Here is a 12,954-nt window from a genome sequence, read left to right as displayed (position 1 = left end):
CAATGTCAATATCAATTTGCAATTTTTAATATTGCAATTGATATTGATTTTTGACATTGTAATTGTATTTTTTACTTTTTAAAGAATTTATTCAGTACACCAAAAACACCTCTTATAAAGGTAGCGCTTGTTACTACTTTCAAGACAGATTTAGTAACAACTTCTGTAGTGCTTGGTTCTGATTTTGATGTTTTTGCAGGAGCTTGTTCTTCTTGTTTTGCGGCAGCTTCAGAAGCTTCTGCCAATTTTTTATTCAAAATTTCGAAAGCACTTTCTCGATCAATTTCTTCTGCGTATTTTTTGACTAGTTTCGATTTGCCGTTTATTTCGTCAATTTCGTCAGCAGACAAAACATCCATTCTGCTCATTGGCGCACGCATCATCGTAGCAACAAGAGGAGTAGGAATACCCTTTTCGTTAAGTGCGGTAACCAAAGCTTCGCCAATTCCTAGACCCGTTAATAATTCGTCAGTTTTATAATAAGGAGACGTAGGATAGTTATCCGCTGTTTTTTTAATAGCCTGACGATCATTTGCCGTAAATGCTCTTAGCGCATGCTGAATTTTTAATCCTAGTTGAGCCAAAACTCCGCTCGGCACATCCATTGGGTTTTGCGTAACAAAATAGATTCCGACACCTTTAGAACGAATTAATTTTACTATCGTTTCTATTTGTTCTAGAAGTGCTTTGCTGGCTTCATTAAAAATTAAATGTGCTTCGTCAATAAAAATTACCAATTCAGGCTGGCCCGCATCTCCCTTTTCTGGCATTTTTTGGTAAATCTCAGCCAAAAGGCTTAACATGAAAGTCGAGAACAATTTAGGTTTATCCTGTATATCTGTCAAGCGGATGATATTAACGTAGCCCTTTCCATTTTCATCAATTCGCATTAGATCATCCGTTTCAAAAGAAAGTTCGCCAAAAAACAAATCACCGCCTTGTTGTTCCAATTCTATAATTTTTCTAAGAATAGTTCCAGTTGTAGCAGTCGAAATTTTTCCATAGTTAGCAGCGATTTCGTCTTTACCTTCCTCAGTACTATAATTGATTACTTTTTTAATGTCTTTCAAATCCAATAAAGGCATTTGATTATCGTCGCAATATTTAAAGATAACCGCAACAACTCCGGCCTGAGTATCATTTAAATCTAGAATACGAGAAAACAAAACAGGCCCAAACTCAGAAACAGTAGCACGCAGACGAACTCCATTCTGTTTTGAAAGAGACATCAATTCAACAGGGAACGACGTTACATTATAAGGTATATTTATTTTAGTATGGCGTTCTGTAATAAATCCCTCTTCTTTACCTTCTTTAGCAATACCACTAAAATCACCTTTAATATCCATCATTAAAACAGGAATTCCAGCGTTAGAAAGCTGTTCCGAAAAAACCTGAATTGTTTTGGTTTTTCCTGTTCCAGTTGCACCAGCAATCAATCCGTGACGGTTTAAAGTTTTTAGAGGAATTTTGACATGAGCCTCTGCAACTGGTTCACCATCAAGCATTGCGCCTCCAAGTATAATGCTATCTCCCTTAGAAGAATACCCTGTATTTATGTCTGCAATAAAATTCTCTTTTTTATTCATGTTTTTATTTGTAATTTAGATTGTTATATGAGTATTGCTTTGTTTTTGGGTGCTTTTTATGTGGTTTTTTTTAGTAAGAAAAAGCCTTTTTTGATTGAAAATTTAATAAAAAAAAAATTCGCAGCTTTTTAAGAAGATATCAAAGGAATCTTTGAATATTTACTAAAACGTTGTAATTTTTCTAATTATTGACCTTTTTTTTGTTTTATCTAAAAAATGATGCCAGCAAATTAATGAGATATTTTTTAAATTGAAGTTAAATTTCGGTCAATTAAATTAAAAAAAGTTTTTTTATTTAAACTAAACATATAAATTTGCTCCTCTACAAGTTAAATATAACTAAAAAATAAAAATTATTTAAAACTATTAAAATTAAAAAAAATGGCAAACGTTAAAGTTAAAAAAGAGAGCACTTCAAATGGGGGAGGAATGGTTACTGGAATCATTATTGTTGCGTGTATCTTAGTTGGGTTTTTAATCTGGAAATTCGTGATGGGTTCTCCTGCTAACTTTGAAGGAGGAAATCCAGAAACAGGTCACCCAATCAATACTTTAGGAATGGTATATAAAGGAGGATTCATTGTACCAGCATTATTAGGTATGTTTTTAATGGTTGTTGTTTTTTCTATTGAAAGATTTATTGTTATCGGTAAAGCTGCTGGAAAAGCTAACTTAGATACATTTATGAAAAATGTACAAGGAAGTATTAAAGAAGGAAACATTGAGGCTGCTATCGCTGCATGTGACAAACAACAAGGTTCAGTTGCAAACGCAATTAAATCTGCTTTGATTAAATATCAAGATGTTAAAAAAGAAGGTTTCAACAGTGAAGAAGCTTCAGAAGTAATCCACAAAGAAATCGAAGAGGCAACTTCATTAGAAATGCCAATGTTAGAGAAAAACATGACCATCATCTCTACTTTAGTATCTTTAGGTACATTAGGAGGATTATTAGGAACTGTATCTGGTATGATTAAAGCGTTTGGTGCGTTAGCTTCTGCTGGTACTCCTGACCAAGCTGCTCTTGCAACAGGTATTTCTGAGGCACTTATCAACACTGCAACAGGTATCTCTACTTCTGTATTAGCGATTATTGCTTACAACTTCTTTACTGCTAAAATTGACGATTTAACTTACTCTATCGATGAGGCTGGTACTACAATCGTGAATACTTACAGAAAATTCAGAGGAAGTTTAAGACAATAATTAATTTTGATATTTAATTTTTATATCAAAAAAATAAAATAAAAAGATAATGGCTAAAATAAAAATGAAAAAAAAGTCGACATCGACAGATATGACTGCGATGTGTGATGTAGCGTTCCTTTTGCTAACGTTCTTTATTTTGACCGCTACTGCTAAAGTGCCTGAGGCATTGCCTGTAGATATGCCTGCTTCTGTTGCGATAAGTAAACTGCCAGATACTGATTTGGCTATTATTACAGTAGGAAAAGGGAAAGTATTTTTTGACATCAAAGGAAGAGAGATTCGTAAAAAAACTCTTGAAGGAATGGGTGCAAAATATGGTATTGAATTTTCAGAAGAAGATAAAACCAAATTTGCATTGATGGATGACTTTGGTGTGCCAATTACAGGTCTTAAGCAGATCATTGATATGAAAGCGGCTGACAGAACCAAAGCGAACCAACCTGGAATACCTTTGGATTCGTTAGATAATCAATTAAAAGATTGGCTTCTAGTTTCTAGAAGAGCGACAATTGACCTTGATGATAAAGAATTGCAGATTGCAATAAAAGGAGATGCTAAAGAGCAGTATACAAAAATCAAAAAGATTATGGATATCTTGCAGGATCAGAAAATCAATTCCTTTAACTTAGTTACAGGTACGAGAGGGAAAGACTTTTAATTAAAAAAAATACACTAAAATGGCTGAATTAAATACCGGCGACGGCGGTGGTGGTAAAGGTGGTAAAGTAAGAAGCAAAAAACAAAGCTCGAAAGTCGATTTAACGGCGATGGTAGATTTGGCATTCTTATTGATCACATTCTTTATGTTAACTACTTCGTTGTCAAAACCTCAATCGATGGATTTGTCATTGCCAGATAAAGATCCAAAAAATGAAGATGTAAAGGATACGAAAGTAGACGAGAATCGTACTATGACAGTAATGTTAGGTGAGAACAATAAAATGGTTTACTATATGGGTTTATTAGCTTCACCAAAAGTGGGGCCAAAAGATATAGCATATGGTAAAGATGGTATCCGTAGAGAATTGTTAAAACAAAAGAAAAATGTTTTAGCTTATTCTGCAGCTTTAGGAAAACCTAAAAACGGAATCATTGTGATCATTAAACCAACGAAAAAATCAAATTACCGTAATTTGGTTGACATCTTGGACGAAATGGCTATCACTGGAGTTGAAACGTATGCAATTGTTCCTGAGTTTACACCAGAAGAAACAAAAGTGATAGATAAAAAATAAGAGCAATCTTAAATTTTATCGACTTAAAAATCAAGAAGTATGAAATTAGATATTATAAAAAATCAGTGGCTTGATATCGTATTCGAAGGGCGTAATAAGATATATGGAGCATACGAGCTGAGAAAATCAAACGGAAAAACAACTGTGAAAGCACTTGTTATTGGTTCTCTTATCTTTAGTGCTGCAATAGCTGCTCCTCTTATTGCAAGTTTCTTGCCGGATTCTGTTGAAGAAGAAGAGGTTAAAGAGGTTAAGATGGCTACGGTAAAATTACCTCCGAAAAAAGAGGAAATTAAGCCTAACATGCCGCCACCGCCACCGCCACCACCAAAAGTGGATCAGGTTAAATTCGTTAAACCTGTGGTTGCAAAAGCGGAAGAAGTAACTGAGGATCCACCAAAAATTGTCGAATTAAAAGACAAAAAAGTTGGTTCTGAGACTATCAAAGGAGATCCAGATGCAGTTTTAACTGTAGATGAGCCAGTTGGTAAAGGACCAGTTCAAGAGGTTATTCAAGAAGATAACACTGTATATAACACAGCTGGTATCGAAGTAAAACCAGATTTCCCAGGAGGTATTGAGAAATTCTACAAATTCGTAGGAAACAACTACAAAACTCCAGAAGAAGAAGGTTTAAAAGGTAAAGTTTACGTTACGTTTGTAGTTGAAAAAGACGGGTCATTAACAGATATCAAAGTTTTAAGAGATATCGGTTATGGTACAGGAGCAGAAGCAATTCGTGTTCTTAAGAAATGTCCAAAATGGACTCCCGGCGAGCAAAATGGTAAAAAAGTTAGGGTATTATACTCTCTTCCTATTACTATTCAATCTGCAGAATAATGTTAAAAGATATGCTTAATAATATTCAGAAGAAATCGCTCAAAGAGCGATTTCTTCTTGTTTTAGGAATACTGTTTTTTTTAATATATCTTGTACTCGGTTTAATGATTATGTTTTGGGAAAAACTTCCGCTTAACATGGAACCAAAATACAGATATGCTTTTGGTGGATTACTGATTGTATACTCTGCGATAAGATTTTTAAGATTAATTAATGCAAAAGATCAATAATTATGTTGAAATATAGTAAGGCTTTAGGTTTGGTTGTTTTTGTCTTTTTGTTTGTGATGTGCAACCAAAAAAGCAAAAGTGAAACTGAAAAAGAAACCATTTTGAAAGGATCACTTGATGTTGCGGTTGATGAGACAGTAAAGCAAATTGTAGACGATCAGGTTGCTGTTTTTGAAGGCACTTACTATGATGCAAAAATTATAGTAAAACCAAAATCTGAAGCTGAAGTGATTAATGATCTACTAAATCAAAAAGCTAAAGTAGCAATTACAACTCGAGATTTGACTAAAGAAGAAAGATCTCGTTTTGATAAAAGTAAGATTAATCCAAGAGTTACACCTTTTGCGCATGATGCTATTGCTTTTATTTCAAATAAAAGCAATAATGACACATTAATTGCGTTGAAAAGTGTAATCAATTTTATGCAGGGTAAGCCAGATGCTAAAATTAAAGGGCTTGTTTTTGACAATCCTAATTCAAGTACTGTGCGTTACATGAAAGAATTAGCAAAGGTTAACGAAATTCCTAAAGTTGGCGTTTTTTCTTTTAAAACGAATAATGAAGTAATAAAATTTGTTTCTGAAAATGATGGAATGATTGGTATTATTGGTGTCAATTGGCTCTATCAGCCAACTCCTGAGATGACAGAAACTATCAAGAATATAAATGTTTTAAGTGTGCAGGGCTTAAACGGTGGTGGCTATTATAGTCCAACACAAAATGACCTCGGAGAAGGAAAATATCCTTTGGCACGCGATTTGTTTATTATTAATTGTCAGGGTTATTCTGGATTAGGAATGGGCTTTGCTTCATTCATAGCAGGCGATATTGGACAACGTATCGTTTTAAAATCTGGATTACTGCCATTCAAAACTCCAGGTCGTAAACTGAAAATTAGAAGTGAAATTTTAAAAGATAAAGAATAAATTAATTACAATAAAGATGAATAAATTTAAAATTTTTAGTCTTGCCTTAGTTGTCTCGGCTACCGCGGCAAAAGCGCAAGATATCAACCAAGCAAAAAAAGCAATTGATGCAGAGCAATTTGATAAAGCTAAAACATTGCTTAAATCAATTATAAAATCTAAACCATCTGACGGTGAAGCTAATTTTATTTTAGGTAATGTTTATCTAAATCAATCTGTTGTGGATTCTGCTAAAATCTATTATAATAATGGATTACAAGCTTCAGATAAGAAAAACTTAAACTATATTGGTTTAGGTCAGTTAGATTTGGATGCTAAAAATACCGCTGCGGCTCAGGCTAATTTTACATTAGCAACCAAAGATATGAAGCGTAAAGATGTAAATGAATTTATTTACATTGGTAGAGCTTATATGAATTCTGAAAATCCAGATTATAAAGTTGCAATCGCTTCATTGCAAAAAGCATTGGCTATTGAGCCACAAAATGCTCAGGCACTTTTGGCAATTGGTGATGCTTATTTTGGTGCAAGTAATCAGAATGAGGCTTATAAAGCTTACCGTGATGCTTTTACTGCTGACAATACTTTATTAAGAGCAAAAGTACAATCTGGAGTATTATTGAAAAATGCGAAATCTTATGATGAAGCAATTAAATCATTCAATGAAGTTATTGCTTTAGATGCAAACTACGGACCGGTTTACAGAGAGCTTGCTGAAACATATTATAAATGGGCAAGAAACAAACCTTCTACATCTAAAGTTAATTTGCAAAATGCAATTACAAACTATGAAAAGTATTTAAGTTTGACAGATTACTCTCTTGACTCTAAAATGCGTCATGCAGATTTCTTGATCTTAGTAAAAGATTACAAGCAATTAGAAACTGTTGCAAACAAAATGATTGCTGAGGATAAAGTAAATCCTAGAATTTACAGATACTTAGGATATGCTGCTTACGAAAACGGAAATGTTGATGTAGCAATTAAATCTATTGAAGATTATATTAAATCTCCTGGAAATAAAGTTATCGGTAGAGATTACTATTATTTAGGATTATCTAAAATTAAAAAAGGAACTGGAGCTGATGGTACAGTAGATCAAGCGGCTTTTGATGCAGGTTTGGCTGATATCAAAAAAGCAGTAGAATTAGAGCCTTTAGTAGTTGAAGAATTTGCAGACTTTGGAAAAGAGTTGTTTGGTAAAAAACAATATATCCAAGCGGCGTCTATCTTTGAACTTGGTGCAAGCAATAAAGAGTCTAAAAATTACTTAGATGATGCTGTTTATTATGGAATTTCTGTTTATTACGGTAATGCAGGTAAACCTATTGAAAACCGTGATAAAGCAGCTTTAGAAAATGCGATAGCTACTTTTGATAAAGTTTTAGAAGCTTCTCCATCTTACGATGAAGCTTACTTATATAAAGGAAGACTTAGTAGTGCATTGGATAAAGATGATATGATCATCAAAAACTATGAGGAGTATGTGGCTAAAACTACTGCAAAAGGTCCAGAAGAAGTAGCAAAACCAGCAACTGCAAAGAAAATTGTTGAAGCTTACAATGCAATTGGTGCAGCATATGCTAATACTGATAAAGTAAAAGCGGTTGAATATTTCAATAAAACCTTAGTTTTAGATCCAGCAAATTCATACGCTACACAATCTATTAAATCTTTAAAATAATTTAGATTTTTTAAAATAATTAAAAAACCGATAGTTCAAAAAACTATCGGTTTTTTTGTTCCGTATATTATTGACTATCTTTGCACTCTTAAAATATTAAAATGTTACCAAAAGAAATACAATTAGAAGTAAATAAAGGAGCTATGCTTCCTTTGATGGAAGAATTCTATACCATTCAAGGGGAAGGTTCGCATACAGGAAGAGCTGCTTATTTTATTAGAATTGGTGGGTGTGATGTAGGATGTCATTGGTGTGATGTGAAAGAAAGCTGGAATGCAGAACTTCATCCGCCGACAAGTGTGGATTTAATTGTTGAAAATGCCGCTAAATATGCTGATACAGTTGTTGTAACAGGTGGAGAACCTTTATCTTGGGATATGACACTTTTGACAAACCGATTAAAAGAAAAGAATTTAAAAGTTCATATCGAAACTTCTGGAGCTTTTCCATTATCAGGAACTTGGGACTGGATCTGCCTTTCGCCAAAAAAGAACAAACTACCAACACAAACCGTATATGATAATGCGCATGAATTAAAAGTGATTATTTATAATAAACACGATTTTATTTTTGCAGAAGAACAGGCGGAATTAGTAAACGATAATGCAATTTTATTTCTTCAGCCAGAATGGAGTAAAAAAGAAGAAATGACACCGCTTATTGTAGATTATGTTATGAATAATCCGAAATGGAGAGTATCATTACAGACGCATAAATATCTGAATATTCCATAAAACAAAAAAATCTCTTCATTTGAAGAGATTTTTTTTGTTTTACACGAGTATACAATTTGTATAAAAAGTAAACAATCAATTATTTCCAGTTTTTATATTTTTTCAAGTTGGTAATATGAGCCAAATGATGATTTCCGTGCCACGCATACATACCTATGATTTTTTTGAGTTTGTTTTCAGAATTATCTGAAGGATGTACAAAGGTCTTTTCCAAATCAGATTCAGATAAATTTCTCATAATATAGCCTAATCTAAAATGAAGTCCTTTCAGTAATTCAAGCGTTGGTTCAATTGGCATTGTTATATTATCGTTTAATTCAGACCAAAGAACTTCGTCATAAGCTTTAATAACAGGATTATTTTCTGTTAACGCCCATTTAATTCGCATGTAGCAATTCATATGACTTTCAGCACAATGATGAATAACTTGTCGTACAGTCCATCCATCAGGACGATACGGCGTGTCTAATTGTTCGTTAGTTAAATCAATTGTTTCTTTGGTTAATTTTTCTGGGAGCGTTTCAATTTCCTTAATTTTTTCAGAAAGATATTCCATTGAATAATGTTCAGGATCAATAAATTTTCCAATAGGATATTTTAATTTCTCTAAGTCTAGTTCTTTCATGGTTTTGGCAGTTTGTTTTTAAATAGAAAGTCTGGCTAAATAATCATAATGTTCACCTTCAAGAATAAGTTCACAATTTAAACCATTAGCAATTGCGGCATTTTGAAGCGTATTATAATCTAAATATAACCAATCAAAAGATTCTTCTTTTTCTCCTTTATAGCTAATATTGAAAACGAGCTCGCCATAATAATCATTCTCAGACGGAATCCATTTTCCTCCGTCTTCGTCTTCATCAAACATATAAATGATGTCAGAACTGTCAATTAAAATTTGTCCGCCTGGATTTAAAAGCGATTTTAATTTAGTTAAATAGGAATTGCAGTTTTGTAATTTTCCAAAAATGCCCGTTCCATTCATAAGAATTAAGATTGTGTCGAATTTTTCTCCTTCAAAATCCAAAATATTTTGAACTTTAGTGTTTTTAATTCCGCGAAGACGGCAAGTTTCAATTGCTTTTTCTGAAATGTCGATAGCAGTTACTTCTAAGTTACGCTCATTTTGCAGAGACAAAGCGTGACTTCCAGCTCCACAACCGACATCCAAAATCTTTCCTTTTGCCAATTGCAAAGCTTTTTGCTCAATTTTAGGCATTTCATTATAGGTGCGAAAAAGATATTCTACGCTCATTTCATCTTCTTCAGAAATAGAAGTTTCAGTAATAATATCTTCAGGCGAATTTTTGGTGTAAAAATCAAATATTGCTTTTCCAAAAAGATCTTTCATTGTTTTAGTTCAAAGTTTAAGGTTTCAAGTTTAAAGTTGCTTAATTTTGCAGATCAACTTTAAATTTTAAACTTGAAACAGATTTTAAATAACTTAAGTAAGTTAGCCAAAGATAAGCATAACGAAAATAAAAAGTATTTCGATAAGCTTAAAAAGAAACAGCCAAAGAATTTAGATTACATCATGCAGGATTTGCACGATGCCGAATTTAAAAGAACAGACTGTTTGAAATGCGCTAATTGCTGTAAAACAACAGGGCCACTGTTTACTTTGGCAGATATAGAACGAATTTCAAAACATTTTAGACAAAAGCCACAGCAATTCATTGATCAATATTTGCGAATTGACGAGGACAAAGATTATGTTTTGAAAAGTGTTCCCTGTACGTTTTTGGATAATGAAAATTACTGTATGATTTATGATGTTCGTCCAAAAGCCTGTCGTGAATTTCCACACACCGATCGAAATAAATTCTATCAGATTTCAAACTTAACGTTGAAAAACGTCGAAATTTGTCCCGCAGCGTTTAATATAGTAGAAGAAATGAAAAAGAAACTGCCATTATAAATGAAAACTGGTAATTGTTTCTAAGAATATCTTAATTTCCTTTTTTAAGATGTATTTTTGAGAAAGGAATAGTAAAACAACTCAAAGAAAATTGATAATTTGAATTTAGAATATTTCATAGCCAAAAGACTTATTACTGCAAAAGATTATAAAAGCAGTATTTCTGCACCTATCATAAAAATTGCCATTACCGCAATTGCAATCGGAATAATTATGATGATTGTTTCTGTGGCAACAGGCGTTGGCTTGCAGAAAAAAATTCGGGATAAAGTTTCAGCATTCAATGGACAGATAATAATTTCAAATTATGACAATAACAATTCAGAAGTTACTACAGTTCCAATTTCGAAGAAACAAGATTTCTATCCTAATTTTAAATCAGTTCCAGAAGTAAGCCATGTTCAAGCCGTAGCTAGTAAAGCGGGGATTATTAGAACCGAAAATGCGTTTGAAGGAATTATATTTAAGGGTGTAGGGGCTGATTATGACTGGAATAATATTAAAGAATATATTATACAAGGTAAACTGCCACATTTTACAAAAGCATTGAATGAAGATGTTATAATCTCAAAATTCCTTGCAGACCGCTTAAATTTGAAAGTTGGAGATCAATTCAATACTTTTTTTATAAAAGAAGAACAAGGAAAACTTCCAAATATTCGTCGATTTAAGATAGCAGCTATATTCAATTCAGGATTTCGAGATTTTGATGCTACATATATTATTGGTGATATTCGACACATCCAAAGAATTAATAAATGGAGAGAAGATCAAGTTGGAGCATTTGAGATTTTTGTAAAAGATTTTAGCACCATTAAACAAGTAGGAAATAAAGTTTACGAAAAAACATCCTCTAATTTAGACACAGAAACCATCGTAGAAAAATACAGTTATATTTTTGATTGGCTCCAGCTGTTCGATTTTAATATAGTAATCATTTTAGCAGTAATGATTCTAGTTGCCACAATTAATATGGTTGTAGCGCTCTTGGTTCTTATTTTAGAAAGAACACAAATGATTGGAATTTTAAAATCTATGGGAGCAAATAACTGGTCAGTTCGCAAAATATTTTTGTATAATGCCTTTTACTTAATTCTGCGCGGATTATTTTGGGGAAATTTGGTAGGAATTTCAATTTTACTAATTCAACAGCAATTTGGAGTCATACAACTCAATCCGGAAAACTATTATGTTAATCAAGCGCCTGTTTATCTTAATTGGATTTATATACTCTTATTAAATCTTCTTACGATTGGTGTTTGTTTTTTGGTTTTATTGATTCCCTCATATTTAATAACCAAAATATCTCCAGTAAAAGCAATTCGTTTCGATTAACTAAAAACAAATTCATATTCAAACCCGACAGGTTTCCAAGACCTGTCGGGTTTCTCTTTTATATTAGGTATAGCATTGTCCAGTCAATTTTCCGTAGAGGCGCACCGCAGTGCGTCTAACGCCACGGATAAAGGAACGGTCCTGCAAGCTGAGCGCTTTCAGGTTTGGAATTTGGAATTTAAAGATTTGATAATAATAAGGAGCTTAATCCCGCTATCCGCTTCAATCTTTTGTCTGGTTAAAGAAACCAGACAAAAGGATTTCTGCTACTATCGGGGCTAGGGCAGCTGTTTTCAGAAGAAGCAAATACTGCAAAAAGAACAAAAAGGCTTGAAAAAAGTCAAAGCCCAATAAAAACGACATGCCAAAAGAGCCGAAAATTATCAAAAAAGAAACAAAACGCAGAAAAACCCGACAGCTCAGCAGAAAAAGTTGAATTGTAAAGATGGGGTTACCAGTGGGTTAGGAAAAAGAAATAAAAAAGATGGAAAAAATGTAAAATAAAAGCTTGCAGATGTAAATAAAGGTGGTACTTTTGCACCCGCAACAGCGAAAAGCGCTCTTAGAAATGCCGGCAGGAATGGGAATCAGAGGAAGAGAGATTTTTCGGAAAAAAGATTCGAAAAGGCTTGCAGGATTCGGAAATGCTTTTTACATTTGCACCCCGCAAAACAGGGAAAGTCCTTTGAAAGATTGGTGATTGGGAAGTTAGAATTGAAACGAAAAATTTTAAAAAAAACTTCGAAAAACATTTGCCAGTTAGAAATAAGTTTTCTAGTTTTGCACCCGCTTTGAGATACAGGCGAAACAAAAGAAAGACACGTTCGTAGACATATTGAATTGACAGCCGTTCTGAAAGAGATTTCAGAACAAAAGAAATAAGAGCAGTAGAGTCGGAAGATTCGAAACGGCCAAAAGAGAAGGCATCGAATATATAATATTACAATATACGATGAAGAGTTTGATCCTGGCTCAGGATGAACGCTAGCGGCAGGCTTAACACATGCAAGTCGAGGGGTAGAGGCTTTCGGGCCTTGAGACCGGCGCACGGGTGCGTAACGCGTATGCAATCTGCCTTTCACAGAGGGATAGCCCAGAGAAATTTGGATTAATACCTCATAGCATTATAGAGTGGCATCACTATATAATTAAAGTCACAACGGTGAAAGATGAGCATGCGTCCCATTAGCTAGTTGGCAGGGTAACGGCCTACCAAGGCTACGATGGGTAGGGGTCCTGAGAGGGAGATCCCCC

At 33.6% G+C, this 12,954-nt stretch carries 13 protein-coding genes and 1 rRNA gene; 11 read left to right on the top strand and 3 right to left on the bottom strand.

The features are described 5' to 3' along the window. Positions 1-71: 71 nt before the first annotated feature. Positions 72-1,589, bottom strand: a complete 1,518-nt coding sequence (locus EG814_RS00070) for a helicase HerA-like domain-containing protein (RefSeq protein WP_125717687.1) — start codon at positions 1,587-1,589, stop codon at positions 72-74. A 381-nt stretch (positions 1,590-1,970) separates the two neighbouring features. Here EG814_RS00070 and EG814_RS00065 point away from each other — a divergent pair, with 381 nt between their 5' ends. The 8 genes from EG814_RS00065 to EG814_RS00030 all read left to right on the top strand — a co-directional run bounded on the left by EG814_RS00065 (position 1,971) and on the right by EG814_RS00030 (position 8,447). Continuing rightward, on the top strand, positions 1,971-2,795 hold the full coding sequence (locus EG814_RS00065; protein WP_125717685.1) for a MotA/TolQ/ExbB proton channel family protein: 825 nt from the start codon (positions 1,971-1,973) through the stop codon (positions 2,793-2,795). Positions 2,796-2,844: 49 nt separating this feature from the next. Beyond that, a complete protein-coding gene (locus tag EG814_RS00060; protein WP_125717683.1) occupies positions 2,845-3,456 on the top strand; it encodes an ExbD/TolR family protein in 612 nt (203 codons plus the stop codon). A gap of 19 nt (positions 3,457-3,475) precedes the next feature. Next, positions 3,476-4,033, top strand: a complete 558-nt coding sequence (locus EG814_RS00055; protein ID WP_125717681.1) for an ExbD/TolR family protein — start codon at positions 3,476-3,478, stop codon at positions 4,031-4,033. A 39-nt stretch (positions 4,034-4,072) separates the two neighbouring features. Next, on the top strand, positions 4,073-4,873 hold the full coding sequence (locus EG814_RS00050) for an energy transducer TonB (RefSeq protein ID WP_125717679.1): 801 nt from the start codon (positions 4,073-4,075) through the stop codon (positions 4,871-4,873). Then, entirely contained in the window at positions 4,873-5,103 is a 231-nt protein-coding gene (locus EG814_RS21115) for a hypothetical protein (protein ID WP_125717677.1), read from the top strand. The genes EG814_RS00050 and EG814_RS21115 overlap by 1 nt, the downstream gene beginning before the upstream one ends. A 2-nt stretch (positions 5,104-5,105) precedes the next feature. Then, positions 5,106-6,029 (top strand): PstS family phosphate ABC transporter substrate-binding protein, encoded by a 924-nt coding sequence (locus EG814_RS00040; protein ID WP_125717675.1) that lies wholly within the window; start codon positions 5,106-5,108, stop codon positions 6,027-6,029. 16 nt (positions 6,030-6,045) lie between these two features. Further along, entirely contained in the window at positions 6,046-7,713 is a 1,668-nt protein-coding gene (locus EG814_RS00035) for a tetratricopeptide repeat protein (RefSeq protein ID WP_125717673.1), read from the top strand. Between the two features lie 101 nt (positions 7,714-7,814). Then, entirely contained in the window at positions 7,815-8,447 is a 633-nt protein-coding gene (locus EG814_RS00030; RefSeq protein ID WP_125717671.1) for a 7-carboxy-7-deazaguanine synthase QueE, read from the top strand. A gap of 79 nt (positions 8,448-8,526) precedes the next feature. On the opposite strand, the gene EG814_RS00025 is transcribed toward EG814_RS00030, so the two are convergent. Continuing rightward, the gene (locus EG814_RS00025; protein WP_125717669.1) at positions 8,527-9,072 is read right to left on the bottom strand and encodes a YfiT family bacillithiol transferase; all 546 of its coding nucleotides are present in this window, start codon (positions 9,070-9,072) and stop codon (positions 8,527-8,529) included. Positions 9,073-9,090: 18 nt separating this feature from the next. After that, positions 9,091-9,798: a class I SAM-dependent methyltransferase gene (locus tag EG814_RS00020; protein WP_125717668.1), complete on the bottom strand. Its 708-nt coding sequence runs from the start codon at positions 9,796-9,798 to the stop codon at positions 9,091-9,093. 72 nt (positions 9,799-9,870) lie between these two features. Here EG814_RS00020 and EG814_RS00015 point away from each other — a divergent pair, with 72 nt between their 5' ends. The 3 genes from EG814_RS00015 to EG814_RS00005 form a co-directional block, all read left to right on the top strand. After that, positions 9,871-10,365, top strand: a complete 495-nt coding sequence (locus tag EG814_RS00015; protein ID WP_125717666.1) for a YkgJ family cysteine cluster protein — start codon at positions 9,871-9,873, stop codon at positions 10,363-10,365. A gap of 99 nt (positions 10,366-10,464) precedes the next feature. Next, positions 10,465-11,700, top strand: coding sequence for an ABC transporter permease (locus EG814_RS00010; protein WP_125717664.1), 1,236 nt, complete (start codon positions 10,465-10,467; stop codon positions 11,698-11,700). A gap of 949 nt (positions 11,701-12,649) precedes the next feature. Further along, positions 12,650-12,954 (top strand): 16S ribosomal RNA (locus tag EG814_RS00005); the annotation flags it as partial.

It is taken from the genome of Flavobacterium ustbae, assembly GCF_003946915.1.
Taxonomy (GTDB): Bacteria; Bacteroidota; Bacteroidia; order Flavobacteriales; family Flavobacteriaceae; genus Flavobacterium; species Flavobacterium ustbae.
Note: the sequence above shows the minus strand (reverse complement) of the source record. Positions and strands in the feature narration are given on the sequence as shown.